General features: G+C 63.1%; 20 protein-coding genes and 1 tRNA gene. 14 read left to right on the top strand and 7 right to left on the bottom strand.

Going from position 1 to position 25137, the window contains the following annotated elements; all coding sequences use genetic code 11:
* Window positions 1-17: 17 nt before the first annotated feature.
* The 7 genes from ACQY4S_RS15295 to xrtA are packed head-to-tail and all read left to right on the top strand — an operon-like array spanning window position 18 to window position 8736.
* Complete coding sequence (locus ACQY4S_RS15295; RefSeq protein ID WP_428486048.1) at window positions 18-1196, top strand: hypothetical protein; 1179 nt, start codon at window positions 18-20, stop codon at window positions 1194-1196.
* Window positions 1197-1232: 36 nt separating this feature from the next.
* A complete protein-coding gene (locus tag ACQY4S_RS15290; protein ID WP_428486047.1) occupies window positions 1233-3005 on the top strand; it encodes a hypothetical protein in 1773 nt (590 codons plus the stop codon).
* Between the two features lie 9 nt (window positions 3006-3014).
* The gene (locus ACQY4S_RS15285; RefSeq protein WP_428486046.1) at window positions 3015-3995 is read left to right on the top strand and encodes an XrtA/PEP-CTERM system-associated ATPase; all 981 of its coding nucleotides are present in this window, start codon (window positions 3015-3017) and stop codon (window positions 3993-3995) included.
* Window positions 3992-4876: an XrtA system polysaccharide deacetylase gene (locus tag ACQY4S_RS15280; protein ID WP_428486045.1), complete on the top strand. Its 885-nt coding sequence runs from the start codon at window positions 3992-3994 to the stop codon at window positions 4874-4876. Before ACQY4S_RS15285 ends, ACQY4S_RS15280 begins: the two co-directional genes overlap by 4 nt.
* A 9-nt stretch (window positions 4877-4885) precedes the next feature.
* Window positions 4886-5932 (top strand): FemAB family XrtA/PEP-CTERM system-associated protein, encoded by a 1047-nt coding sequence (locus ACQY4S_RS15275; RefSeq protein WP_428486044.1) that lies wholly within the window; start codon window positions 4886-4888, stop codon window positions 5930-5932.
* Between the two features lie 9 nt (window positions 5933-5941).
* Window positions 5942-7168: a TIGR03087 family PEP-CTERM/XrtA system glycosyltransferase gene (locus tag ACQY4S_RS15270; protein WP_428486043.1), complete on the top strand. Its 1227-nt coding sequence runs from the start codon at window positions 5942-5944 to the stop codon at window positions 7166-7168.
* Entirely contained in the window at window positions 7165-8736 is a 1572-nt protein-coding gene (gene xrtA, locus ACQY4S_RS15265) for an exosortase A (RefSeq protein ID WP_428486042.1), read from the top strand. The genes ACQY4S_RS15270 and xrtA overlap by 4 nt, the downstream gene beginning before the upstream one ends.
* A 326-nt stretch (window positions 8737-9062) precedes the next feature.
* On the opposite strand, the gene ACQY4S_RS15260 is transcribed toward xrtA, so the two are convergent.
* The 3 genes from ACQY4S_RS15260 to ACQY4S_RS15250 form a co-directional block, all read right to left on the bottom strand.
* Window positions 9063-10022 (bottom strand): class I SAM-dependent methyltransferase, encoded by a 960-nt coding sequence (locus tag ACQY4S_RS15260; protein WP_428486041.1) that lies wholly within the window; start codon window positions 10020-10022, stop codon window positions 9063-9065.
* 184 nt (window positions 10023-10206) lie between these two features.
* Window positions 10207-11088: an alpha/beta fold hydrolase gene (locus ACQY4S_RS15255; protein ID WP_428486040.1), complete on the bottom strand. Its 882-nt coding sequence runs from the start codon at window positions 11086-11088 to the stop codon at window positions 10207-10209.
* A gap of 2 nt (window positions 11089-11090) precedes the next feature.
* The gene (locus tag ACQY4S_RS15250) at window positions 11091-12740 is read right to left on the bottom strand and encodes a hypothetical protein (protein WP_428486039.1); all 1650 of its coding nucleotides are present in this window, start codon (window positions 12738-12740) and stop codon (window positions 11091-11093) included.
* Between the two features lie 63 nt (window positions 12741-12803).
* Between ACQY4S_RS15250 and ACQY4S_RS15245 the strand changes: the two genes are divergently transcribed.
* From ACQY4S_RS15245 to ACQY4S_RS15220, 6 genes are all read left to right on the top strand, one after another.
* Entirely contained in the window at window positions 12804-13784 is a 981-nt protein-coding gene (locus ACQY4S_RS15245) for a glycosyltransferase family 2 protein (protein WP_428486038.1), read from the top strand.
* Between the two features lie 97 nt (window positions 13785-13881).
* Window positions 13882-15015, top strand: coding sequence for a glycoside hydrolase family 5 protein (locus tag ACQY4S_RS15240; RefSeq protein WP_428486037.1), 1134 nt, complete (start codon window positions 13882-13884; stop codon window positions 15013-15015).
* Window positions 15012-16481 (top strand): pyridoxal phosphate-dependent decarboxylase family protein, encoded by a 1470-nt coding sequence (locus ACQY4S_RS15235; RefSeq protein ID WP_428486036.1) that lies wholly within the window; start codon window positions 15012-15014, stop codon window positions 16479-16481. Before ACQY4S_RS15240 ends, ACQY4S_RS15235 begins: the two co-directional genes overlap by 4 nt.
* A gap of 433 nt (window positions 16482-16914) precedes the next feature.
* The gene (locus ACQY4S_RS15230; RefSeq protein WP_428486287.1) at window positions 16915-18486 is read left to right on the top strand and encodes an ABC transporter substrate-binding protein; all 1572 of its coding nucleotides are present in this window, start codon (window positions 16915-16917) and stop codon (window positions 18484-18486) included.
* Between the two features lie 93 nt (window positions 18487-18579).
* A complete protein-coding gene (locus ACQY4S_RS15225) occupies window positions 18580-19560 on the top strand; it encodes a hypothetical protein (protein ID WP_428486035.1) in 981 nt (326 codons plus the stop codon).
* Window positions 19561-19752: 192 nt separating this feature from the next.
* Window positions 19753-20982: a flavin-dependent oxidoreductase gene (locus ACQY4S_RS15220; RefSeq protein WP_428486034.1), complete on the top strand. Its 1230-nt coding sequence runs from the start codon at window positions 19753-19755 to the stop codon at window positions 20980-20982.
* A gap of 120 nt (window positions 20983-21102) precedes the next feature.
* Here the strand turns inward: ACQY4S_RS15220 and ACQY4S_RS15215 are convergent, their stop codons facing one another.
* Entirely contained in the window at window positions 21103-22236 is a 1134-nt protein-coding gene (locus ACQY4S_RS15215; protein ID WP_428483659.1) for an ISAs1 family transposase, read from the bottom strand.
* 224 nt (window positions 22237-22460) lie between these two features.
* A complete protein-coding gene (gene ettA, locus ACQY4S_RS15210; protein ID WP_428486033.1) occupies window positions 22461-24140 on the bottom strand; it encodes an energy-dependent translational throttle protein EttA in 1680 nt (559 codons plus the stop codon).
* A gap of 218 nt (window positions 24141-24358) precedes the next feature.
* Between ettA and ACQY4S_RS15205 the strand changes: the two genes are divergently transcribed.
* Window positions 24359-24592, top strand: coding sequence for a DUF6429 family protein (locus tag ACQY4S_RS15205; RefSeq protein ID WP_428486032.1), 234 nt, complete (start codon window positions 24359-24361; stop codon window positions 24590-24592).
* A gap of 52 nt (window positions 24593-24644) precedes the next feature.
* Here ACQY4S_RS15205 and ACQY4S_RS15200 read toward each other — a convergent pair whose 3' ends face one another.
* On the bottom strand, window positions 24645-24923 hold the full coding sequence (locus ACQY4S_RS15200) for a DUF29 family protein (RefSeq protein ID WP_428486031.1): 279 nt from the start codon (window positions 24921-24923) through the stop codon (window positions 24645-24647).
* Between the two features lie 34 nt (window positions 24924-24957).
* A tRNA-Ile gene (locus tag ACQY4S_RS15195) sits at window positions 24958-25031 on the bottom strand.
* Window positions 25032-25137: the final 106 nt, after the last annotated feature.

The following is a 25137-nucleotide window of genomic DNA, read 5'->3' as shown; positions in this document are numbered from 1 at the left end:
AAGGGACCTTCCGGCCCATGTTGATACCCAAGGCTTCGCATCTGGTCGAACGCGTTGCGGAACGCCTGCTGCGCAACGGCGGTCTCGACACATCAGCGGCACAGTTGCTGCGGCCGTCCGCCACGCCCATGCCCGAGCCGGTGGACCAGCCCGCCGTCGACGTGTCGCAGCGCTCGTCGCTGTTTGCCACGCCGCAGCCGACGCTGCTGGAAGCGGCCTGGACCGAGGCACCGGCGGACGCGGCGGCGCAGGTGTCTCGGCTAACCGAAATCCGCAGTAGTGCGTCCTCAGCCGATTGCGCGGCAGAGGCCGTCGCGCCTGAGTGGCCCGTCAAAGCGCCGGTTGTGCCGCCGCCGCGACCGCCCGTGCGGGCTATAGGGTCGGAAGCGCTGCCGGCACCGTCGCTTTCGGCCACGCTGCCGACGACCACCAGCGATCCCACGGCCGAGGCGGCTTCAAGCCCGGTCCAGACGCTCGGATCCGTCGATGCGGTGTCGCTGGAACGCGCGGGCATGGTCGACTGGTCACGTACCCGCAGCCGCATCTCCGAGGAGTTTCGGCTGGTGCAGCGCCAGATCCTGCGATCCGCTTTCGGTCCAGACGCAGAACCAGGCTTCTCCAATCTCCTGATGGTCACCAGCGCGCGCCCAGGCGAAGGCAAGAGTTTCATGTCCCTCAACATAGCGGGAAGCATCGCGCGTCAGAACGACAACCACGTGCTGTTCGTCGATGCGGACTCGAAGCGGGATTCCCTCTGCTACAGCCTGGGTTTGGCGCAGGCGCGTGGTCTGCTGGATTTGGCATCCGATCCAAAGCTCGATCCCGCCTCGCTGATCCTCAAGTGTCCGATCGAACGGCTGTCCATCCTGCCCATTGGGCGGGAGCGGGAGAGGAGCGCCGAGCTTTTCTCCACCAAGGAAATGACCCAGGTCATCCAGAGCCTTGGACGCCGCTATGCCGACCGATTGCTCATCCTGGATGCGCCGCCGTGCCTGTCCACCAGTGATCCTGCCCTGCTGGCTCAGGTCGTCGGACAGATCCTGTTCGTAGTGGAAGCCGATCGTACCCAGCGGGACGAGGTGGAAGCATCGCTGGATCTGATTCAGGCATGTCCAACCATCACGATGGTGCTCAACAAGCAGCAGATGTCTTCCCGGTACACCTTCGGCGCCTACTCCTCGTACTACTCAGTCTGATCCGTCGCCAATGGCAGGGCAATGCGGATTTATGCCATGAGCAGGGATGAGAAACCGCCGGCCGCCAAGGCACACCGCACCGGAACACCGGGTCGCCTGCTGGGATTTGGCGCCGCGCTAGTCGTCTTGCGCGCGGCCGCCGCCGTTGCGTTCCCGCTGATTGATCCAACCAACGAGAACCAGGTGCCGACGGGCACTGAACTGGCGACGCCAGACGCCCAGGACCTGCAGCACCAGTTGCAAATCGTCAATGGCTTAGCGGCACCTCCGGATGGCGGCTGGACCTTCGTGCCGCGGCTCGACGTGCAGGAGCTGCTGACCGACAATGTGCTTCAGCAGCACACGCCGCGGCGGTGGGACATGGTCACCTATGTCGCACCGGGGTTCAGCGTGGCCGCGGACACACCGCGGCTGCAGCTTTCTTTCAGCTATGCGCCGACCCTGGCGCTGTATGCCCGCACCGGCTCGCTCAATGCGCTGACCCAGCAGTTCGCTGGCACCGGCCTGGTCACGGTGATCCCTGAGCTGGCTTATGTCGACGTCCGGGCTGTGTCGGGCGTGCAAAGCCTGTATGGCGGCATTGGCGGCCTTAAGACCATCGGCGCGGCGCCCGCCGCCGTCGGTGCCACGGCGGCGACAATTCCGTCGCTCGCCGGCAACGGCCTTGGTCTGAACAAGGACAACGAGGTGCAGACCAGCAGCTTTGGCGTGTCGCCATATCTGCTCCGACGCTTCGGCGACTGGGGAACCGGCAAGATCGGCTACTCCGTCAATGTCACTGAATCCAATCTGGTCACCGGATTTGCTCCGCCGCCGTTTCCAACCGGGGGCGCCAATGGACAAAGCCTGATCAGCAACGAGGAGATCGCGCACTTCGCGACGGGAGAATTCCTCGGGCGATTGCAGGACAGCATCGATGCCGACCTGACGCAGTCCAGCTACAACACCGGCACCAACTATCCCACGGACACAACAGGCCCGCTGGCGAACAACAATAACACCACCTCGACGCGGGCACTCTTCTCCGACCAGGTCAGCTACGTGCTGAACCGCGGCATCACCGTTTTCGCCTCCGGCGGGCACGAGGATATCAGCTACACCAATTCGGCTTACCCGCACATCAATGACCTGACATGGAGCTTTGGGACAACCCTGACGCCCAATGCCGACAGCTTGCTGACCGTCAGTTATGGTCACCTGAACGGATTTAACTCGTTCACCGCCAGTGGCCATTACGCGGTCACGGCACGCACTGTATTGACTGTCTCCTACGGCAGCACACTCGGCACACAGCTTGAAAACGTGCAGAACCAGCTCAATCTCGCCAGCACCGGCAGTGGAGGATCGCTGGTCAATGCACAGACCGGCGGTCCGTTATTTGGCAGCACCAATGCACTGGGCGTGCAGGCCGGGGTATTCCGCACCGACACCCTGACGCTTGGCGGCCAGACCACTCTGGCGCGCGACATCCTGTCGGCGAACCTGCTCCTGACAAAGCAAAGCCAGCAGAACGGACGGACCGTGTCCCCGACCACCGCCGACACAATCACTCTGCAGTGGATACATCAGATCCATCCCGATCTGACGCTGAGCTCGGCGGTTGCCTATTCCCTGCAGCAGCAGGAGACCGGCATTGTTCTCAATCCCGGCAACAGCAGGTCGGTGGCGGCGAGCGTTGCACTGCAGTATCAGATTTCCGATACACTCAGCGCCAGTTTGCGCTATTCATTGTTTGACCGACAGTCTGCCGTTACCGCCTACCAGGTTTACCAGAACTTGCTCATCCTGGGCATTTCGAAGACATTTTGATCGCACATCGTGTTTGCACCATTCTACCGCCTGACCGGCCTGCCGTTCCTGCTGACGCCCGACAGCCGTTTTTTCTTCGGGTCGAGCGGACACAGCCGGGCGATCGCCCATCTGGTCTACGGTCTGTCGCAGCAGGAGGGCTTCATCGTCATCACCGGCGAGGTCGGTTCCGGCAAGACGACGCTGGTCGAGCAGATCTGGGCGCAGCTTGACCGCAAAGCCTACGTCATTGCCCGCGTCGTGACCACTCAAGTAACTGGTGATGACCTGCTGCGACTGGTGATGGCCAACTTTGGCCTGAATGACACGCCCGGCACCGACAAGGCAACTTTGCTGCACCGGTTCGAGCAGATGGTCCGCGACGAGACCCAGGCGGGACGGCGTTGCCTTCTGGTGGTCGATGAGGTTCAGAACCTGTCGCTGCCGGCCTTGGAGGAGCTGCGGATGCTGTCCAACATCACTGTCGACGGCAAAGCCTCGGTGCAAACAATCCTGCTGGGCCAGCCGCAGTTCCGGCCGATCCTGGCGAGCCGGGATGTCGTGCAGCTTCGCCAGCGCGTGCTGGCCTCCTATCACCTGGGGCCGCTGACGGGCACCGAGACCCAGGCCTACATCGAGCACCGGCTGAAAATGGTTGGATGGCAGAAGGATCCTGCTTGGGACGACAGCGCCTTCGCCGCGGTGCATCGCCAGACGGATGGCATCCCCCGCCGGATCAACACCCTCTGCTCCCGTGTGCTGCTGTTTGGCGCGCTGGAGGAAGCCCACACGATCACCGCCGACATAGTGGACGCCACCGCCGAGGAGCTGAACCGCGATCTGGGCGCGGGGGATCTGCCATACGCAATCGAAACCAAGGAACGGCCAGCCGAACAGCGGAACGACATCATTCGGCGGATCGAGGCACTGGAAGGTCTGGCCTACCAACAGGCACAAGCCTTCAGGGGTATGTTGGATCTGTTGGAAACGAAGCTTGTGGCGCGGCCATGATAATGATCCGCAACGCGATGACGGTCGACGTCGAGGATTACTTCCAGGTGCAGGCGTTCGCGCACTGCATTGCCCGCGCCGACTGGGACAGCTTTCCCAGGCGTGTCGACCAGAATACCAACCGCATCCTGGACCAGTTCGCTCGCGTCGGCGTCACCGCGACGTTCTTTACCCTCGGTTGGGTGGCGGAGCGCTTTCCCGCCCTGGTCCGCCGCATTGTGGCGGATGGCCATGAATTGGCCAGCCACGGCTGGGACCACACACGCGCTGATCTGCAGGATCCGGAAACCTTCCGGGCCGATATCCGCCGCACGCGTCTGCTGCTGGAGGACCTCGGTGGCGTCGCGGTCACCGGCTACCGCGCCGCCACGTTCTCGATCGGCAGCCGCAACCTGTGGACGTTTCCCATACTGCGGCAGGAAGGCTACCGCTACAGTTCCAGCATCAACCCGATCCGGCACGACCTGTATGGCATGCCGGATGCGCCGCGGGTGCCATTCCGGCCGGCCGCCGACGGCGTGATGGAAATTCCGATGACCACCGTCCGTCTGCTGGGCCGCAACTGGCCGTGCTCGGGCGGCGGTTACTTTCGGCTGTTGCCGACAATGCTTTACCGCATGGGCTTGGTCAGGGTGAACCGGCATGACCGTCAGCCAGGCATTTTCTACTTTCATCCGTGGGAGATCGACGCCAACCAGCCACGCATCGCCAACGCCGGCTGGAGGTCGCGCCTGCGGCACTACACCAACCTGTCGCGGATGGAAGGCGATCTGGATCGGCTGCTGCGGGATTTCGTTTGGGACCGGATGGATCGGGTCTATGCGCATGTTCTGGCGGATGCAATGCCGCAACATGCGCCGGCAGAAGCCGTAACGGTCTGAGGGAATAGCATGTCCATTGTTCTCCGCGGCCTGAATGACGGCAACGCGGCGGCATGGGACCGCTTCGTCAATGCCATGCCGGCCGGCACGTTCTTCCATCGTTCCGGTTGGGCCCGCGTGGTGGAAACCGCGTTCGGCCATGTGACGCATTACGTCCTGGCCGAACGTGATGGCGCGATCACCGGCGTGCTGCCGCTGGCGCGGGTCAAGACCCGGCTATTCGGCGACACGCTGATCTCCAATCCGTTCTGTGTCTACGGCGGGCCATTGGCCGCCGACGCGGAAAGTGCCGCGGCGCTGGCTGCCGAAGCCGAAGCGCTGCGTGCACGAACCGGTGCCAGCGCCGTGGAGTTCCGCCACCGGGAACCAATCGGAAACGATGGCCTTGAAGACACCTGGATCGAGCGGCCCGACCTCTACGTGACATTCCGCAGGCCAATCGAGGCCGATCATGAACGCAACATGAAGGCCATCCCGCGCAAACAGCGTGCAATGGTACGCAAGGGCATTCAGAACGGCCTGACGTCGGTTGTTGACCGTAACGTCGACGGTTTGCACAAGGTCTACGCCGAAAGCGTGCGGAACCTCGGCACGCCGGTGTTTTCCCGCCGCTATTTCCGCATCTTGATGAACGTGTTCGGTGATGCGGCGGATGTGGTCACGATCCTGCACAAGGACGCGCCGGTCGCCGCGGTGATGAACTTCTATTTTCGCGAGGAAGTGCTGCCCTACTACGGCGGCGGCAGCTTGGCCGCGCGGGCCTGCGCCGGCAACGATTTCATGTATTGGGAAGTGATGCGCCGAGCGGCTGAGCGCGGCTCACGCCTGTTCGATTTTGGCCGCAGCAAGATCGGCACCGGCGCGTATGCCTTCAAGCACAACTGGGGCTTTGCGCCAGAGAAGCTGCATTACCGTTACGGGCTGGCACCGGGGGCTTCAATCCCCGAGCACAATCCAATGAACCCGAAATACCGGTTGTTCATCGCCGCTTGGAAGCGCCTGCCGCTGCCGGTCGCGAATATGCTGGGCCCGTTCATCGTGCGCGGGTTGGGCTAGCAGATGGCCATGCCCAGTCTGCTGTTTCTCACCCAACGCCTGCCCTATCCGCCGATCAAGGGCGAGAAGATCCGTCCGCTGCAAATTCTGAAATACCTGTCGCAGTGGTACGACGTTCACCTCGGGTGCCTGATCGACGATCCGGCCGATGAGCCGTATATCGAAACGATACGGGCATTGTGTCAGGACATTCATGTCGCCAGGCTGAACCGCCGGTTGGCGCGTCTGTCGTGTCTGCGTGGGCTGCTGACCGGCGAATCCCTCAGCGTCACGTTTTTCCGTGACCGGGGGCTGGCGCGCTGGGTCCGCGACGTGGTCGTAAAAATCAGACCAGAGGTGATCTTCGTCAACTCCTCCAACATGGCGCCCTATGTGCTGGACCTGCCCCGCACCGGAACGCGCATTGTCGACCTTGCTGATGTGGACTCGGAGAAGTGGCGCGCCTACGCCGACAAGGCCACTGGACCAATGCGGCTGGTCTATCACCGCGAATGGCGCAGGATGGCTGAACTGGAGAGGCGGATCGCGCATGAATTCAACCTGTCCAGCTTCGTCTCCGACGCCGAGGCGGCACTGTTCGCCAGCCAGGTGCCTGACTGCGCGTCCCGCATCCGTGGCGTCAGCAGCGGCGTCGATCATCGCTATTTTGATCCGTCCCTGCAACACGCGCCGGTCTACGACCTGACCGTCCCGACCTATGTCTTCACCGGCACGATGGATTATCCGCCCAATGTCGATGCCGTAGCGTGGTTTGTTACCGAGATCCTGCCGGTGATCCGCCTCCGCTTGCCGGCCGCACGGTTCTATATTGTCGGCAACAACCCAAGCCCCGATGTGGAACGCCTGACGCAGACCGAGGGGGTTGTCGTCACCGGCCGCGTCCCGGATGTCCGCCCTTATGTCGCGCATGCCACCGCCAGCGTCGCGCCGATGCGCATTGCCCGCGGCATCCAGAACAAGGTGCTGGAGGCGATGTCCCTGGCCCGTCCGGTCGTCCTGACGTCCGGCGCGTTGGAAGGGATTGCGGCGGTGCCGGGCCAGGAGGTGATCCTGGCTGATACGATCGACGACTTCGCCACCGCCTGCGTCCGCCTCGCCACCCTCGGCGATCAGACCGGGATCGGTCCCAAAGCTCGCCTGTGTGTGTTGCGTGACTACGACTGGAGCGTAACGTTACGCCGGTTCGACGATCTGCTGCGTCCGCCACAGTCGGCAAGGCTTCCGGCGGACACATGAAGAACCAAGGCATCGACGCGCCAGTTCTCACCGCTGAACCACCGCGGGGCGCAGCATCCGCGCGGCGTTTCCGGGGGACTTCCGCCGGCCGCCGGATCGCGCTGCCGCTCTGCCTGGGTCTGCTGTTGCTGGGCGCGGTCTTCAATCAGGAAGTCGCCGCGGCGGTCCGGACATGGATCGACTCGACCGCCTATAATCACTGCTTTCTGATCATTCCCATCGCTCTCTTTCTGCTGCGGGAGCGGCGGTCGGACCTTGCCGGAATTGCCCCAAGGCCGATACCGGTGGTGGCTCTGCTGGCCATCCCGGTCGCGCTGGTCTGGTTGGTCGCGGAACGGCTGGGAATCATGGAGGGACGGCAACTCGCAGTGGTCAGTTTCGCCGAGTTGCTGTTCCTGGCGGTGCTCGGCCGGCGCCTGTGGTGGATGGCATCGGGGCCGCTGCTGTATCTTTACTTCCTGGTGCCGTTCGGCGGATTTCTGACTCCAAAGCTACAAGATGCGACGACGTTCTTTATCCGTCATGGTCTCGATAGTCTCGGTGTGCCTGCCTATATTGACGGCTATATCATTGAAATCCCGCAAGGCACGTTCTTCGTCGCCGAGGCTTGTGCTGGGCTGCGCTTCCTGATTGCCTCCGTCGCCTTCGGCTGCCTGTATGCGCTGATGATGTATCGCAGTCCGGTGCGACGTGGCGTGTTCATTATGGTTTCAATTATCGTGCCCATCATCGCCAATGGGTTCCGCGGGCTTGGGATCGTCTACCTAGGTTATATTTTGGGCAGCGCCCAGGCGGCGGCGGCGGACCACATCATTTATGGCTGGATCTTCTTTTCTGCCGTCATCCTGGTGCTGATTATGCTGGGCTTGCCGTTCCGAGAGGACGACACGCCGTCTCCGCCGAACCACGTTCCGCCCGAACAGACAACCCGCTCGGGTTCTGCCTTCGCCGCGGTTGCAGGGGTTGTCGTACTGGCGGCACTCGCCCCGATGCTGACCGCTGGCTTGACGATGGCGGGTTCGGGCCGGCCCGCGATCCCCGCTGCGCTCGATATTGGATCTGGCTGCGTGATCCTGGCCGGAAGATCGGCTGGGTCTGATGAAGCCCGGATCCGCACCGAACGCGCCATTTGTGGTAACATCGCCATGGACATGACATGGGAGGCATTTCCTCCCGGAATCACCGCAGGCCCGGTCATGGCGGAGCGTCGGCGGCTGTGTCGACCTGCTGAAACCGAGAATGCAAGCAAATCCTGGATGCCCGACACGAGCGCGGCGCACCGGGCGTGGCGGATCATGCAGTCGAACGAGCCGGCCTATGTGCTGGCTACCGCCCTCTGGATCGACGGCAAACCGGCCCGGCCAGGTGTGGCGATGCGCGCGCGGATGGCGGTGAACAGCCTGTTCGGGACCGCATATGCGCCGCTGCTGGTCACCATGACGCCGGCGGTATCTTGGGATGGCATGAGGCCGTCTGACCTGAAGGCGGCGGAAACGAGCCTGTTGGCATTCCTTCAAGCGCATCCGGACCTGGATTCGAGGATCGCCGCGCTTTCAGCGCTGCGGTAGCCGCTAACAGGACCATTTTCCGCTGATTCTACCAAAATCTTGGGTTGGCAGACAAATAAGTGCTGCAAGTCAGGCGCGGTACCCCATCCCGGCATGGCGAGCGCGGGCCCGCTATCCACGCCTTAATCGTGACCGGCCCTGCAAGCCGTTTTACGGCAGGCTTGCCCTCGCCATGACGTTGTGAGAATAGCGCAGCGTTTCGGAACGTGAAACCGACGTCTGCCGGCGGCGTTGTGGAAACCGCCTTCGCGGCGCTGACAACCAGCCGCACCCATTGGCCATACCGTCCCAGGATAGACTCACGCAGCTAAGGATCGCGTCACCGTCTACTGCGTCTGATAATAGGAGATGATGTCCTTTGGGCTAAGGGCATTGTTGCTTTTCCGCCCAAAGAAGAAGAACCCCAGACCGGCGTCCGAGGCGGGGCGACGGCGCATGAGGCGATCAAAGTACCTCAGCCAGAAGAATGGTGCCGTCAGCGCTGTCGCGGCCTTGTCGCCAATCCCAAATGCGCGCCAGAAATACTTCACCGACCAGAGCATTGACCAGCCGGCACCGCCGAGAAGACCACCGTCGATCTGGTCGAACCTGCGAAACAGCCACCGATGACCGCTTAAGGTAAAGCGGGTGAAATCATGGGCGCCTTCGTGGACTTGCTGCATGAAGGGCGTTTCCGCATAGACCACGCCATCCGGCTTGAGCACCCGGTGGATCTGCTCGACCACGGCATGCGGTTCCAGTACATGCTCCAGCACCGCCTGTATCCAGACCCCATCGAAGACTTCATCCGCAAAGGGTAGCCAATGGGCATCGGCGAGCAGGCAGGTATACGGCGACGGATAGACATCGATAGCAATGATTTCGACCGAATTGTCCTTGTAGAACGTGTCTGTTCCCATACCTAGCGTGCCGCCACCGATGATGAGCAGCCGCGGATGTTCCGTTCGCTGCTTCAGAGACTTCAGCACGCCAAGGCTATTCTGTTCGGCGATATGGTTGACACCGTAAATGACTTGCCTGACCCGCTCACGGAAAGTATTGTTGGTATAAGTACGGAAAGATCCAGAGAACCTGACGCCTGACGGCGGTATAACGGCATCGGCCTCATTGTAGTCGCTACGGCGAAAAACGGAGTGCTCGAAATCAACCAGCACGGGCTGGCCTGCTGCCGTAGGATAGCCGTCACGCGAAAAATCACATTCCGGATTGCTGCACCGCCATTTTGTTGATGAAATATCCAAAGTCGCCCGACAGCGGGGGCATGCGACAATGTCTTCGAGATGCACAACGACTCACCTTCTGTGACTGTCGATATTGCAACCTATAGGCTGAAAATCCACGGTTGCACAGCCACCCTCCCAATCGTGATCCGTTCGTAACCCCCCACCTTCCAATTCCACCAACGGATCGGTCGAGCGAGGCAGGTTATCGATTTGCGCAAGCTGGATTATGTTCTTTTTTGCGACATTTTCAATTGAAGAACTTTTGAAACCACGCCAGGGTTTCGCTCGGCGCTTCCTCGGCTATGTAATGCCCAGCCGGCATTGGTCCACCGATCACGTCCGCCGAACAGTAGTCCCGCCAGATCGCCAGCGCGTCATACCAGCGGTTGATCGATCCTTTCGCGCCCCATAGCACCAGCATCGGACAACGGACCTTCAATCCCGCCGCTCGGCTCGCTCGGTCGTGCTGGAGGTCAATACTGGCGGCGGCGCGATAATCCTCGCACATGCCGCGCACCATCTCCGGCTGGCGCACCGCGTTCAGGTAATCGTCCAGCGCATCGGGGTGAAACAGATCGGATAGCGAGGGATCCCGGCTGGTATGCTGACGCCACCAATCCTCCGGCGCGCGGTTGATCAGCAATTCCGGAAACGGGTGCGGCTGGGCGAACCAGAACCAGTGGTAGTAACCCAGGGCGAACTCCATGTTGGTTCGCTCGAAATGCTCGAGCGTCGGGATGATGTCCAGCACGGCGAGTTTTTCCACGCGGTCCGGATTGTCCAGCGCGATGCGATGCGACAGCCGAGCGCCCCGGTCATGGCCGGCAAGGAAAAACCGGTCAAAGCCGAAGTGATCCATCACCGTGGTCATATCCTTAGCCATCTCGATCTTGGCGTAAGGCGCGTGGTCCGAGGTCGCGGGCGGCTTCAGCGAAAATCCGTAGCCCCGCAGGTCTGGGCAGATCACGGTGAAGCGCTCCGTCAGAGCCGGCGCCACGCGGTGCCACATAGCGTGCGTCTGTGGATTGCCATGCAGCATCAGCAACGGCGGACCCGAGCCGCCATGGCGCAGCCGGATCGTGCCGCCCGGCACCGCGACATGGGCCAAGGCCAATCCCTCAAAGAACATCGCTACTCTCCCTCGGCTGTTCGTTCGTAGGCCTCGACGTTGAACCCGGTCGCGACGCGGCGCCAGCCCGGACCGGCCATCGCCTTGCGCATGATCGGCAGGCTGGCGGTACTGTCGCGATCCTGCGCCAGCAGCGCCAGGACGACTCGGCGATATGCGCTGATGCGGGCGCGGAGCGAATTGACGGAATCGGCGGCTGAGACAAGCAGGATGGGTAACGAAGGTGGTGCTTCCAGTCCGAAGGCGCCAACGATACCGACCCCGTCATTGCCGCGCGGCACCAGGACCACCGTGGCATCGGCGAGAGACACAGCGGCCTTTGCCGTGGCGCGAGCGGGTTGCATGGTGCGGGACCCGGTCACCAGGCCGACGATCGAGGCAAGCTGAACGGAAAGCACCGCAATGAGCATAAAGCCAGTCCAAGCTGGTGGCCGACGCGGACGTTCACGGCAGGTGCCTCGCTCACGAAAAAGCGTCATGGCGGGCGCACGCCTGCCATCGGCGCCTCTGTCCGCATCACCGCAAGCCCTGAAAGGCGAGCCTGCGCCCGCCATGACAAGGAAACCGGACCCATGCTTCGCGGCGGCTTCTGGAACATGCTGCCCGTATGAACGACATGCCCACGCCGTGAGCAGGGCGATGAATGGCACCCCAAACGACAGATACCGCAGTTCGATCGGGGTGTTGTTGAACACTGCGCCCAGCAGCAGCAAACCAGCCAGCGGCGCGGTGGCGGCGCCCAGAAGCATTCGGATGGATGGACCAGCCGAAAGCGGCCGCGCCCGCAGCACGACAAGCAAAAGCCCGAGCACCAGAACACCAATGGCGCTGCTCACAATGATCCGCACGACACCATCCATGTAGAGCGGCAATCCGCCAAACACATTGGCAACCTGATAGGCCGCCAACCTCGGCAGCGCGAAAAACAGCGAGAATGGCGGAAACTGGCCATCCCTTGCACCGTGTTGAGCGGCGAAGAACCACCCATCCAGCGCCAGGAACGGCGCGGCCGCAGGTATGATCAGCCAGCCTCCAGCCAGCATAGTGGCAGCGGTGGCAACGAATATCGCAAGGTAATTGCAGCAGCATGCGGCGCCGAACAACGCTCCGGCGGCCAGCGTGCCGAGGCGGGTGCGCCGGCCGATCAACAGCGCAACGCCGCACAGAATCAGGGCCTGCGCCGGCGCGAAGCCTCGGGCAATGGCGTTTGTATAGGCAAAACCATAACTGCCCAGCGTGAGCAGCATCGCCAGCCACGGCGGGATGCCGCATCGTCGAGCAATCAGTCCCACTGCCGCGAGGGACACGAGGCCGCATAGCACAGAGAACAGGCGCGCCTCGAACAATTCAGGCCCGGCAACGCCGCGCCACACCGAGACGGCCCAGAAATACAACGGTGGATGGACGTCGGTCGTGCGCAGATCGTGGGCAACCGAGGCCAAGCTTGCCCGACCGGATTGCACGGCCGGAATGGCGCCAGCTCTGAACACAGTCTCGGGCCAGGTGGGCCGGGCCGTGCCGGCGGTGAGGAAAAGGGTGTATTGCTCATCGTATTCGGCGCCGCGCAGCCAGGCCGTCGTGGTCAGCACCAGGACAGCCAGGAGCAGCATTGCCGCGATGCCGGCGCGTGAATCGTTGGGCCGGTTAACCAATTGTCAGCACTTCCCGGACTACCATCGCCGCGAGTGTAGCGGTAACTGGTTAACGGAGTGCTTATGCTCGACATCTCGCTGCTTGCCCTGCGTCGGCCCTGGCAGCCGACGATTTCAGTGGTCGTGCCGGCTTACAACGAGGCGGATGGCCTGGTGCGGTTCCACCAGCGGCTGGAGCACGCGATGGCCGGGCTTGGGCACTGGGAAGTCATTTACGTCAACGATGGCAGCACCGACCGGACCATGGCGGTGGTGGAAGCGCTGCAACGGACGGATGACCGGATCGCGCTGGTCAGCCTGTCGCGGAACTTCGGCAAGGAGACCGCGATCACCGCCGGATTGGACTACGCTTCAGGGGATGCCGTGGTGGTGATCGACGCTGACCTGCAGGATCCGCCGGAAGTCATTCCCGCGCTGGTTGCCGCCTGGAAATCCGGCTTCGACATGGTTTACGCCAGGCGCCGCAGCCGAACCGGGGAAACTTGGCTAAAGCGGACGACGGCGGACGGGTTCTATCGGCTGATGCGGCGGATGGGGGATCTGAAGCTGCCGCGTGATACCGGTGATTTCCGCCTCATGAGCCGCCGCGTGGTCGATGCCGTGCGCCAGTTGCGGGAGCAGCACCGGTTCATGAAGGGGCTGTTCGCCTGGGTCGGATACCCTACGACGTTCGTGCTGTACGACCGGGCGCCTCGGCACACCGGCGTGACCAAGTGGAACTACTGGAAACTATGGAACCTGGCGCTGGAGGGGATCACAAGCTTTACCGTGATGCCGCTGAAGCTGGCGACTTATGTCGGGTTGTGCATCGCGCTGCTGTCGGGGGTCTATGCGGTTCAGGTGATCGTGAAGACCTTGATTATCGGCAACCCGGTCGCCGGCTATCCCAGCCTGATGACGGTAACGCTGTTCCTAGGAGGGGTTCAGCTCATGTTCCTGGGGGTCATTGGCGAGTACCTGGGCCGCGTTTTCAACGAGACAAAGCAGCGGCCGCTTTACCTGGTGGAACGCTACGCACCCAGCGCGGTGAAGGTGGAGGGATGATGCATGCATCTTTCGACGTCGTTGTTGGCGCAGGCTCGTCATTCAAGCATTGGGGTGCTGGTGAGGCGGAGGCACCGATAACAGGCCGTCGCCTGCCATGACGTCGCCCAGAAGAACAATCGGTCGCTGGCTCCTGCTGCTGTTGCTGGCCCAGGTCCACGCCGTCCGGGCACAGCAACCCGTCTCCCTGTCACACGGGATCAACATTACCGGCTGGTTCCGCTTTCCCGTCAGCCGCCAGCCGGCTGCGTTGGCGGGCTACATGACTGACCAGGCGCTGGCCGATCTGCGTCGCGCCGGGTTCGACTTCGTGCGGCTGGCGATTGATCCGGCCGTGGTGGCCTCGCCCGCCGACCGGGCCGTATTGATCCAGGCGATCCGCCGTATCCAGCGCCAGGGTCTGGTCGTCGTCGTCTCCCCGCATCCGCAAGACTGGCATTTGGAGACGCAGCCGGCCGATCGCGACCGCCTGCGCGACTTCTGGCGCGACTTGGCACCAGCATTGCAGCCGTTGGACCCGGACCGGACGGTGCCCGAGGTGCTGAACGAGCCGGTCTTTCCCAATGATCCCGCCGGCTGGGCCGCCTTGCAGCATCAGGTGCTGCTGGATATTCGCCAGGTTCTGCCGCGCCAGACCGTTGTGCTGACCGGCCAGGATTGGGGCAGCATCAACGGGCTGCTGGCGCTGACGCCGGAGGCCGACCAAGCTGTGCTTTACAGCTTTCATTTCTACGATCCGGCGGAACTGACTTCGCTGGCGGCCTATCGGCCTGGACTGGATCGAACCTCCCTGGCCCGCCTACCGTTTCCGGCCACCGACCGCACCGCTTGCGAGGCCACGGCGAGTCTGACGTCTGATGCCGCCACCGGCGATCTGATGCGCTACTATTGCGCCTTGCACTGGGATGCGGCGCGCATCGATGCGGCGTTTGAACAGGCGGCCGACTGGGCGCGCCAGCACCAAGTCCGTCTGCTGGCCGGCGAATTCGGCGCAAGCATTCAACTGAACCCGTCGGCGCGGCTGGCATGGTTCCGTACGGTGCGCGACGGGCTGGCGGCACATGGCATCGGCTGGGCGCTTTGGGGCTACGACGACGTGATGGGCTTGGCGGTGTCACGTCCGCCCGGGCCACGCCCATCGCTGGATCGTGACCTTCTCGCGGCACTTGGTCTGCAAACAACAACGTTATCGGCATCGGTGCGATCCGCACCCTTACAAGGTTTGCCATGAACGATAGCCTCGATCCTGCTGACTGGTCCGGCTTGCGTGCACTTGGACACCGCATGGTCGACGACATGTTCGATCACCTCGAGACACTGCGCGACGGTCCGGTCTGGCGCCCCATGCCGGAGGCGGCGCGGGCTGAACTGCGTCAGGCCCTGCCGCGCGATCCTGTTCCGGCGGCGGCGGTGTACGACGATTTCCGGCGCCTCGTGGTGCCTTACGCCACCGGCAACCTGCATCCGCGTTTCATGGGCTGGGTGCATGGCGGCGGCAATCCGGTCGGGATGCTGGCCGAGTTCCTCGCCGCCGGGCTGAACGCCAATCTGGGCGGGCGCGACCACGCGCCGATCGAGGTGGAGCGCCAGGTCATCGCCTGGGCGGCGGAGATGCTGGGCTTCCCGTCTGACGCCTCGGGTGTGCTGGTGACTGGTACCTCGATCGCCAACCTGATCGGCGTTCTGGTCGCGCGCACGGCGAGCCTGGGGCCGTCGGTGCGGCGGCGCGGTGTTCGTGGCAGCGGATTGGTCGCTTACACGTCGGCCGCGGCGCATGGCTGCCTGCCGCGGGCGATGGACATGGCTGGCCTGGGGCGGGAGGCGCTGCGGCTGATCGCATGCGACGATGACGGCCGCATGCGCCTGGATGAACTCGTGCGGCGCGTGCAGCAGGACCTTGACGACGGGTTGCGACCGTTCCTGGTCGTCGGCACCGCCGGTACGGTGGATACCGGCGCGGTCGATGATCTGGCCGGGCTGGCGGATTTCGCCGAACGGCAGGACCTGTGGTTCCACATCGACGGCGCCTACGGTGCGATCGCTGCATTATCCCCCGCCCTACGGCCGCTTCTGACGGGGATCGAGCGGGCCGACTCTGTCGCGTTCGACTTCCATAAATGGGCGCAGGTTCCCTACGACGCCGGCTGCATCGTTGTCCGCGACGCCGCCAGACAGATCGAGACATTCGGCGCCGAGGCGGCCTATCTGCGGCGCGAGCAGCGCGGCCTCGCTGGCGGCGGTGTATGGCCGTGCGATCTGGGACCGGATCTGTCGCGTGGCTTTCGCGCCCTGAAAGTGTGGATGACAGTGTCGGTCTATGGTGCGGACCGCATTGGTGCGATCGCGGCACGGACCTGCGAACTCGCGGCCATGCTGGCGGCGCGGGTGGATCAAGAACCCGATTTGCAGCGTCTGGCGCCGGTTGCGTTGAACATCGTCTGCTTCCGCTTTATCGCGTCGAGTGGGAACCTCGACCGGCTGAATGTCGAGATTGCCGCGGATTTGCAGGAAGCCGGCATCGCCGCACCGTCTACGACAACCGTCAACGGCGCACTGGCTATCCGTGCGGCTATCGTCAACCATCGGACGAGCGAAGCCGACATCGCAGTGCTGGTTGATGCGGTGCTGAAGGCCGGGCGGGTGAGAACGAGGTGCGTGCCGGCGCGGGAAACCCAGATGCTGAAAGCCATGCGTTGAGGACACGTAGCTTCACCGTGATGTGCAACTCGGTCGGACATACGCCGATCTAGGCGTCTGCTTATCGAGGAATGAATTGTTTATCCCGGTGCTACACGCTCTCATTGTCATGGCGGGCGAACCTCAAATGATCAAGGTTTAACGCCGACCAGACCAATACTGCGTGTTGCATGGCCGGCCTGCGGGTCGGGCCGAACGACCGCCCAAGCACCAGCCTTACGCCCGCCACCGCAATTTCTTCCGTGAAAGCTCGCAAGTCATCGGTCGTCGGGCAACGCTGACCGAGACTCGAAAGGGCGGCATGTGCATGAGGCTCGCATTGGCACATGATATGCACTTGGTTGCGGCGGCTACGCCGCCGGTGCGGCACCTAGGATCGCACGCCACTGTGGCCAAACCGGCTTGAAACGCAGCAAAAGGGGAATTCCGGATGATCAAGCGACGCAGTGTTCTGACCGGTGGCGCCGTCGCCGCAGCGGTCGGCCTCGCTCGGCCTGCCGTGGCAAAGGGCGCGAACGTTCTGACGTACGTGCCGCAGGCCAACCTGGCAAACCCGGACCCGATCTGGACCACCGCCACGGTCGCGTCGCTGCACGGATACATGGTCTGGGACACGCTGTTCGGCATTGATGAAAAACTGGTCGGCCAGCCGCAGATGCTGGCGGGCAGCGACACCTCCTCCGACGGGCTTACCTGGAAGCTGACGCTGCGCGACGGATTGCTGTGGCACGACGGCGAAAAGGTGCTATCGAAGGACTGCATCGCCTCGATCCAGCGCTGGGGCAAGCGTGACGGTTTCGGCCAGCGGCTGATGGGCCAGACCGCCGAGATGAAGGTCGTGGACGACAAGAGCTTCGAAATCCGCCTGAAAAGGCCGTTCCCGGTGATGGCCTACGCGCTTGGCGCCAATGGCTGCTTCATCATGCCTGAACGCATCGCCAAGACCGACGCCTTCACCCAGATCACCGAGTACATCGGCAGCGGCCCGTTTAAGTTCCTGAGGAATGAATGGGTCTCCGGCGCCTCCGCCGCCTATGCGAGGAACGACAAATACGTGCCGCGGCAGGAGCCGCCGAGCTACTTCACAGGCGGCAAGGTAGTGCATTTCGACCGGGTCGAATGGCAGATCATGCCAGATCCCGCCTCGGCTTCTGCCGCGCTGCAACGCGGCGAGATCGACTGGTGGGAGAACCCGCTAATCGATCTGTTGCCGTTGCTGAAGCAGTCGCCGGGGGTCAAGATCGAGGTGCTCGACCCACTCGGCTCGCTGGGTGTTGTCGCGTTCAACCACACCCAGCCCCCCTTCGACAATCCTAAGCTGCTGCAGGCCATGCTGGTGGCATTCAATCAGCACGATTACCTGGACGCCGTTCTGGGCGATCAGCAGGATCTCGGCCGCACCGCGGGTTTTTTCATACCCGGCTCGCCGATGGCCAGTGATGTCGACATGGACAAGATCCTCGGCAAGCGCAACCTGCCGTTGGCGAAGAAGCTGGTGGCGGAGAGCGGCTACAAGAACGAGCCAATCGTGCTGATGTCGCCATCGGATCAGCCGCAACTTGTCGCGGCGGCCCAGGTGACTGATGCCTACTACAAGTCGCTCGGCCTGAATTCAAAATATACCAGCATGGACTGGGGCACGCTGGTATCGCGCCGGGCCAGTCACGCACCGTCCAGCGAGGGCGGCTGGAACAGCTTCTGCACGGGGTGGGGCGGGCTGAACGTGTCCAATCCCGGCAGCGACTATCCGCTGCGCGGCAACGGCAACGGCGGCTGGTTTGGCTGGCCAACCGATCCCGCGATGGAGGCGCTGCGTGACAAATGGTTCGATGCACCAAACCTGGCCGCGCAGCAGGCAGTGTGCAAGGACATGCAGCGCCTGGCCTTCCAGGACCTGCCGTTCTTTCCAACCGGCGCATGGTTCACGCCGACCGGCCACCGCGACAATCTGACCGGATTCGTCAAGGCCGGTCTCATGCTGTTCTGGGGCGTCAGGCGCGTCTGACGCGGAGTGCTGGGCAGGTGATGCTGCCCATGCGGTTTGCGCCCGGCGTGGAGCATCTTATGATTGTTGCATTCGCTCGCACAGGAGACGCGTATGTCCGACGCAACGCTCACCCTCACGGTCGCCGACTATGCGCGAATCATGCCGCTGGCCACCGGCGCGGTGACACCCGAAGGCGTGAAGCTTATTGTCATCACTGGGCGCGAGGGATCCTGGCCAGAGCGGGCAGGGCTGCTGCGCCGAGCGGTGACGGATCCGAGTGTCGATGCCGGGGAAGGATCGATGGGCGTTCATCTGGCCCGCATCGACCGGGGCGATCGCAGCTTCGTCGCCCTACCGGCCTTCGTGCTGCGGAACTTTACCGCGCGTGACCTATATGTGCTGAAGGATGGGCCGCTGCGTAGCCCGCGGGACCTCGCGGGCCGGCGCCTTGGGATGTATAGCTGGACCGCCAGCGGTTCGATCTGGTATCGCCACTTCCTGCGCTGGTGCGGCCTTGATCTCAATGCCATCGAATGGTGGATCGGTGAGGTCGATGTGCCGCAGATCGCAACGCCTGGTGCCATGTTGCCGCCACAGGTGCATGCGGCGCCGGCCGGAAGGTCGCTCTCGGAACTGCTGATCGCCGGCGAGATCGACGCCCTGTACAGTCCGCCGCGCCCGCTGCGCTACCACCCCACACAGGGTCCGATCGTGCGGCTGGTTCAGGACATCCGCGGCACCGAACAGCGCTACTATCAGGACACCGGCGTCTATCCGCCGCAGCATCTGATCGTCATGCGCCGCGAGGTATGGGAACGCGACCGTTCGCTGGCTCGCCGACTGACAGATGCTTTCATTCGCAACAATGAGGTGTTCGAGGCGTCGCAGCGCGGCTTCCCCTATGTCACACCCTGGCACGATCTGGAGAACGAAGCGACGGACGCGCTGATGGGACCCGATTTCCACGCGGATGGGCTGGAGCCGAACAGACGCACGATGCAGCAGTTCTGCCAGATGGGGTTCGAGATTGGACTTACTTCAAAACTTATTTCCGTTGACGATTACTTTGCGGAGTATCTTGTTTCAGGTTGAGAGCCTTTGATGGACAAGTGCCACGCCTGCGGTACAGATGACTGATGCCGGGGGCGGAGGCAGGTCATGGCACAAGGACAGATCCACGCCGCAACCTTGTGGGTTCGCGGCCCGCCCCGGCCATGATGCGAACGGTGGGCACTTCACCAAAAGTCCCGAGCATCGCCCGTGTCCCCCAGGAGCGTAGGAAACATGCGCATCATCATTACCGGCGGCGGGATTGGCGGACTTACCCTGGCCTTGATGCTGCACCAGCAAGGCATCGACTGTCAGGTTTACGAAGCCGCCGCCGAGGTGAAACCGGTGGGCGTCGGCATCAATGCCTTGCCGCACTCGATCCGTGAACTTGCCGGCCTTGGGCTGCTGCCACGGCTGGACGAGATCGCCATTCGCACCCGCCAACTGACCTATGCCAACCATCTGGGACAACCGATCTGGTCGGAGCCGCGCGGGCTGTACGGCGGCCATGATGCGCCGCAATTCTCTGTCCACCGCGGCCGGCTGCACGCCATGCTCTGGCGGGCGGCGACCGAGCGTCTGGGCACTGCCGCGCCACGCCCTGGACGGCGCCTGGTCCGTTTCACTCAGCACGTCAGCCATGTCGTGACGACATTTCAATGCGCCAACGGAACGCTGGAGGAAGCGATGGGTGACGCGCTGATCGGCGCCGACGGCATCCATTCCACGCTGCGTGCCGCGCTGCATCCCGACGATCCCGGCATCCGCTGGAACGGCATCCAGATGTGGCGCGGCGCGGTGGACTGGCCCGCCTTTGACGGCGGCGACAGCATGGTGATCGCCGGGGACGCGGTGGCCAAGCTGGTGCTCTATCCAATCGCGCCGGGCGAGACGGCTGCGACCCGCCTGACCAACTGGGTGATCTACGCCCGCGTGGCCGAGGCCGGCGTGCCGCCGCCGCAGCGGGAGAATTGGTCGCGCCTTGGCCAGTATTCGGCCTTTCGGCATCTGGCCGAACGGCTCGATCTGCCGTTCATCGATCTGGAGCGGTTGATCCAGTCGACGCCGGAGATTTTCGAGTATCCAATGTGCGACCGCGATCCGCTGCCGTGGTGGACGCAGGGGCGGGTGACGCTGCTGGGCGATGCGGCGCATCCGATGTATCCGGTGGGGTCGAACGGCGCTTCCCAGGCGATCCTCGACGCGCGCTGCCTGAGCAACCTGCTGGGCGCGCATCCGGTGCCGGAGGCGCTGGCCGCGTACGAGACAGAGCGGCTGCCCGCTACGGCGGCGGTGGTGCAATCAAACCGCATCGGCGGCCCTGAGCGCGTGGTGGACCTGATCGCTGCGCGGGCGCCGCGCGGATTCACCCATGTGCGCGAGGTGGCGACCGAGGACGAACTGACTGACATCGTGCGCGGCTATGCACAATTGGCTGGATTCGGTGTCACACCAACCGTCTGAAGGATCGACGGCTCAGCACCGCCTTATCATCGTCATGGCTGGTTTGTGCCGGCCATCTTCGCACCAACGGCTGGAGGCGGATGGCCGGGACAACCTTCCCAGGGGAATCGCTTGAGTGTCTCATGCGATGCGCCGGATGACGTTTTCCAGATAATCCTGATTCCAGCCGGCCTTTTTACGGCGGTTCTTAAAGCTGGTGACGGGTTTCGCCTGGTTCAGTAAATTCATGGCAGTATGTTTCACGACCGCCATGTTGGCAGGGCCATGAGCGGTGCGCAGGCGCGCCAAATCGTCGTGGAATACCACATCCAGCACCCAGTGCAGCCGGTTCTCAATGCCCCAGTGGCTCCGCACGACCCTGGCGAGGGTCTCGGCACTGAGTTTGGTTGAGCACAGGTAGTATCGGGTTTCTGTCTGGATAACGCCGCCCCGCTCGGTTTCGCTTTCGATCATGCCGATGGCGGTCAGGCCAGGGAATGCAAATTCGCCCGGATGACGCCGCTCGGCGAACAGCCAGTTGATGTCGTGGCAGATCGTATGGCGGCGGGTTTCGATCCGGCCATGGTCGCCATCGACGGTCTCGAAGCTTTGCAGCGTCAGCGTTGGTGGTGGATCGGCAAAGACGGTTTCCACTTCGGCATAGGTCGCTGGCCAGTTCTCCTTCAAGGCCAGCACGTAATCGCCACCACCCTCGATGATCGTCTGGGCAATCTCCTTCTGCGTGCCCATGGCATCGATGGTCACCAACGCGCCGGCCAGTTCCAGACGACGCAGCAGCACAGGAATGGCGGTGATCTCATTGGATTTCGCCGACACCGCCTCTTGTCCAAGGACCAATCGCTGACGCGTCGCCCAGGCGGACACCGTATGCAGCGGCAGACGCCCTTTGCCGCGGGCATGGCTGCGACGCGAGGTCTTGCCATCGATCGCGATAATCTCGGGCGTGTCAGTCCGCAACCCGTCTACCCAGGTCAGGAAACATGTCTTGAACAGCTCAGGATCAATCGCCGCGATCACGTCGCACAATGTGTCGTGGCTCGGGATGCCGTGCTTGAACGGCAGAAAACGGCGGAGGAAGCCCTGGCGTTCGCTGCCCCACAGGCTGATTTCGACAAAGTCGTCCGCACCGGCGATGGTCCCGCAGAGCATCAGCAACAGGATTTCCGGTAGAGGATATAGCACCTTCGTCGCTTGGCGCGGGTCCCGGAGGGCCGCGAAGTGGGACAAGAAGCAGGGCTGGCTTGGCATGGACATAGAGACCTCCTGATGAGAGGCTTCCTATGAATCCGATTCTAGCCCGCACGGGAATCCCTCAACCACTCAAGCGATCGCCCTGACAACCTTCCCTTGCGTGCTCGGTCGCCCGGCTATATCAAGTTGATGCGACGTGATCGGAAACTGCTCTGACGCTTTGTTCAATGCCGTTATTCACGCCTGCTGATGAGTCAGCCTCAGACTATGACCTACCGGCTGAGGCCTCACCGCGCCAGCGGCCGGTACTTGATCCGGTGCGGCTCCGTCGCGTCCGCCCCTAGCCGGCGCCGCTTGTCTTCCTCATAGGCCTGGAAGTTGCCTTCGAACCATTCGACACGGGCGTCGCCCTCGAACGCCAGTATGTGGGTCGCCAGACGGTCGAGGAACCAGCGGTCGTGGCTAATGATCACCGCGCAGCCGGCGAATTCGGTCAGCGCCTCCTCCAGCGCCCGCAGGGTATCCACGTCCAGGTCATTAGTCGGTTCGTCCAGCAGCAGAACGTTGTGTTCGACCTTCAGCATCTTCGCCAGATGCACACGGTTGCGCTCGCCGCCCGACAGGATGCCGACCTTCTTCTGTTGGTCGGACCCCTTGAAGTTGAACGCCGCCACATACGCCCGTGACTGCACCGCGCGCTTGCCGAGGTAGATTACCTCCTCGCCGCCGCTGATCTCCTGCCAGACGGTCTTGTTCGGGTCCAGGCTGTCGCGCGACTGGTCGACATACCCCAGCTTCACGGTGTCACCGACGCGCAGGGAGCCGGAATCAGGCTGCTCCTGTCCGGTAATCATGCGGAACAGCGTCGTCTTGCCGGCGCCGTTCGGGCCGATCACGCCGACGATCCCGCCGGGCGGCAGCTTGAAGTCCAGCCCGTCGATCAGCACGTTGTTGCCGTAGCCTTTGCGAAGATCTTCCGCCTCGATCACGATGTTGCCCAGCCGAGGCCCCGGCGGAATGACGATCTCCGCCACCCCGGTCGCCAGTTCCTGCGACTTCTGCAGCATCTCCTCGTACTTCGCGATACGTGCTCGGCTTTTGGTCTGCCTTGCGCGCGGGGAGGCGGCGATCCATTCCGACTCGGCGGCGAGGGCGCGCTGGCGGGCACTTTCCTCCTTTTCCTCCTGCTGCAGCCGCTTGCGCTTCTGTTGCAGCCAGGACGAGTAGTTGCCCTCGAACGGATAGCCCCGGCCGCGCTCCAGCTCCAGCATCCAGCTTGTGACGTTATCCAGGAAGTAGCGGTCGTGGGTGACCACCATCACGGTGCCGGCGTAGTCGTGCAGGGTGTGCTCCAGCCAGGCGACGCTTTCGGCGTCCAGGTGGTTGGTCGGCTCGTCCAGCAGCAGCAGATCTGGCTTTTCCAGCAGCAGCCGGCACAGCGCGACCCGCCGTCGCTCGCCACCCGACAGCTTGGCGACCGACGCATCGGCCGGCGGACAGCGCAGCGCATCCAGCGCGATGTCCACCTTGCGGTCGAGCTCCCAGCCATCCTGGCTGTCGATCTTCTCCTGCAGGTCGCCCTGTTCGGCCAGCAGATCGTTCATCGCCTCGTCGCTCATGGGTTCAGCGAACGCCATGGAGATTTCGTTGAACCGGCTTAGCGCGGCCTTCAGGTCGGCGAAGGCTTCCTCGACGTTCTCCCCGACCGTCTTGGCGGGATCGAGCGGCGGTTCCTGCGCGAGGTAACCCACGGTGGAACCTGGCGCGGCCCAAGCTTCGCCGCCATACTCGGTCTCAATGCCGGCCATGATCTTCATCAATGTGGATTTGCCGGCGCCGTTGACGCCGAGCACGCCGATCTTCACGCCGGGCAGGAACGACAGGGTAATGCCCTTGAAGACCTCCCGGCCGCCGGGGAAGGCTTTAGTCAAATCCTTCAGCACATAAACGTATTGATAACTCGCCATGATTGGTCGCTTCGCTGTTTGGTATGGGTTCTAGGTTGGGGCTGCGGCTGGCTCAATAGCGATCAGGGCGCCAAGTGCCATGGAATTTGTCATCGTAGCACGGACTGGCCACCCTCACGATCCCCCACCAGCCGGTGATCCCGGAAAGGTACAGCGGTTGACGCACCGCGTAGCCGGATCGAAAAATGCGATTTCCCCGATAGCAAGGGATTAGATCCATGGACATCGACGAACAGAAGATCGACGAGGCGGTGCTGGCGTTGCTGTATCTGACTCGATGCGGCGATGCGCGCGCCTGGAAGGGCCATAATTGGGATGCGATGGACCGGTTGCATGAGAAGGGAATGATCGACGACCCGAAGAGCAAGGCGAAATCTGTTTGGCTTACTGAGGAAGGCGCGGCGGAGAGCGAGCGGTTGTTCAGGAAGCTGTTCGGCAAGTTTGGCACGTAGACGCTGCCAATACGGTCTGGCGGAGTTAGATGGTCGCGCGCAGACACCGCGGTCAGTGCTGCTCTTTCGCCGAAAAAGCAGCCTCCAAGGCCGAGCAGGGCGCCTGCAACAGTTCATCAGGTGTGATCGGGCATGTGGAGGGTCTATTAGCCGCGGATTTGCCACCGTGGCGTAACGGCTCGCTCTGCTGCACAGCGCGGGCATAAAGCCTTGCCAGATCAAGCCTCTGCGGCATGGACGGCGAAAAGTGCCTGGCGGCATCAATCTGGAAGGTGACGATTTCGCTGCGCCAGTGCCGGCGAGCAGCCAGATTGGGCCAGCCATGAAGCAACCGGCTTACGCGGCGAAGGAAGCGGCGGACACGGTGCGCCCGGCAGGACTCGAACCTGCAACCGAGCGGTTATGAGCCGCCAGCTCTAACCAATTGAGCTACAGGCGCGCACCACGCCTTAATGCCCGCGGCACCGGTGTCCCGTCAACGACCGCGCGATGTCTGCACTATAATCCCGGACGGCACATCCCGCTTGACAAGCGCCGCCCCTGGC

This window comes from Rhodopila sp. (assembly GCF_965276935.1).
Taxonomy (GTDB): Bacteria; Pseudomonadota; Alphaproteobacteria; order Acetobacterales; family Acetobacteraceae; genus Rhodopila.
Note: the sequence above shows the minus strand (reverse complement) of the source record. Positions and strands in the feature narration are given on the sequence as shown.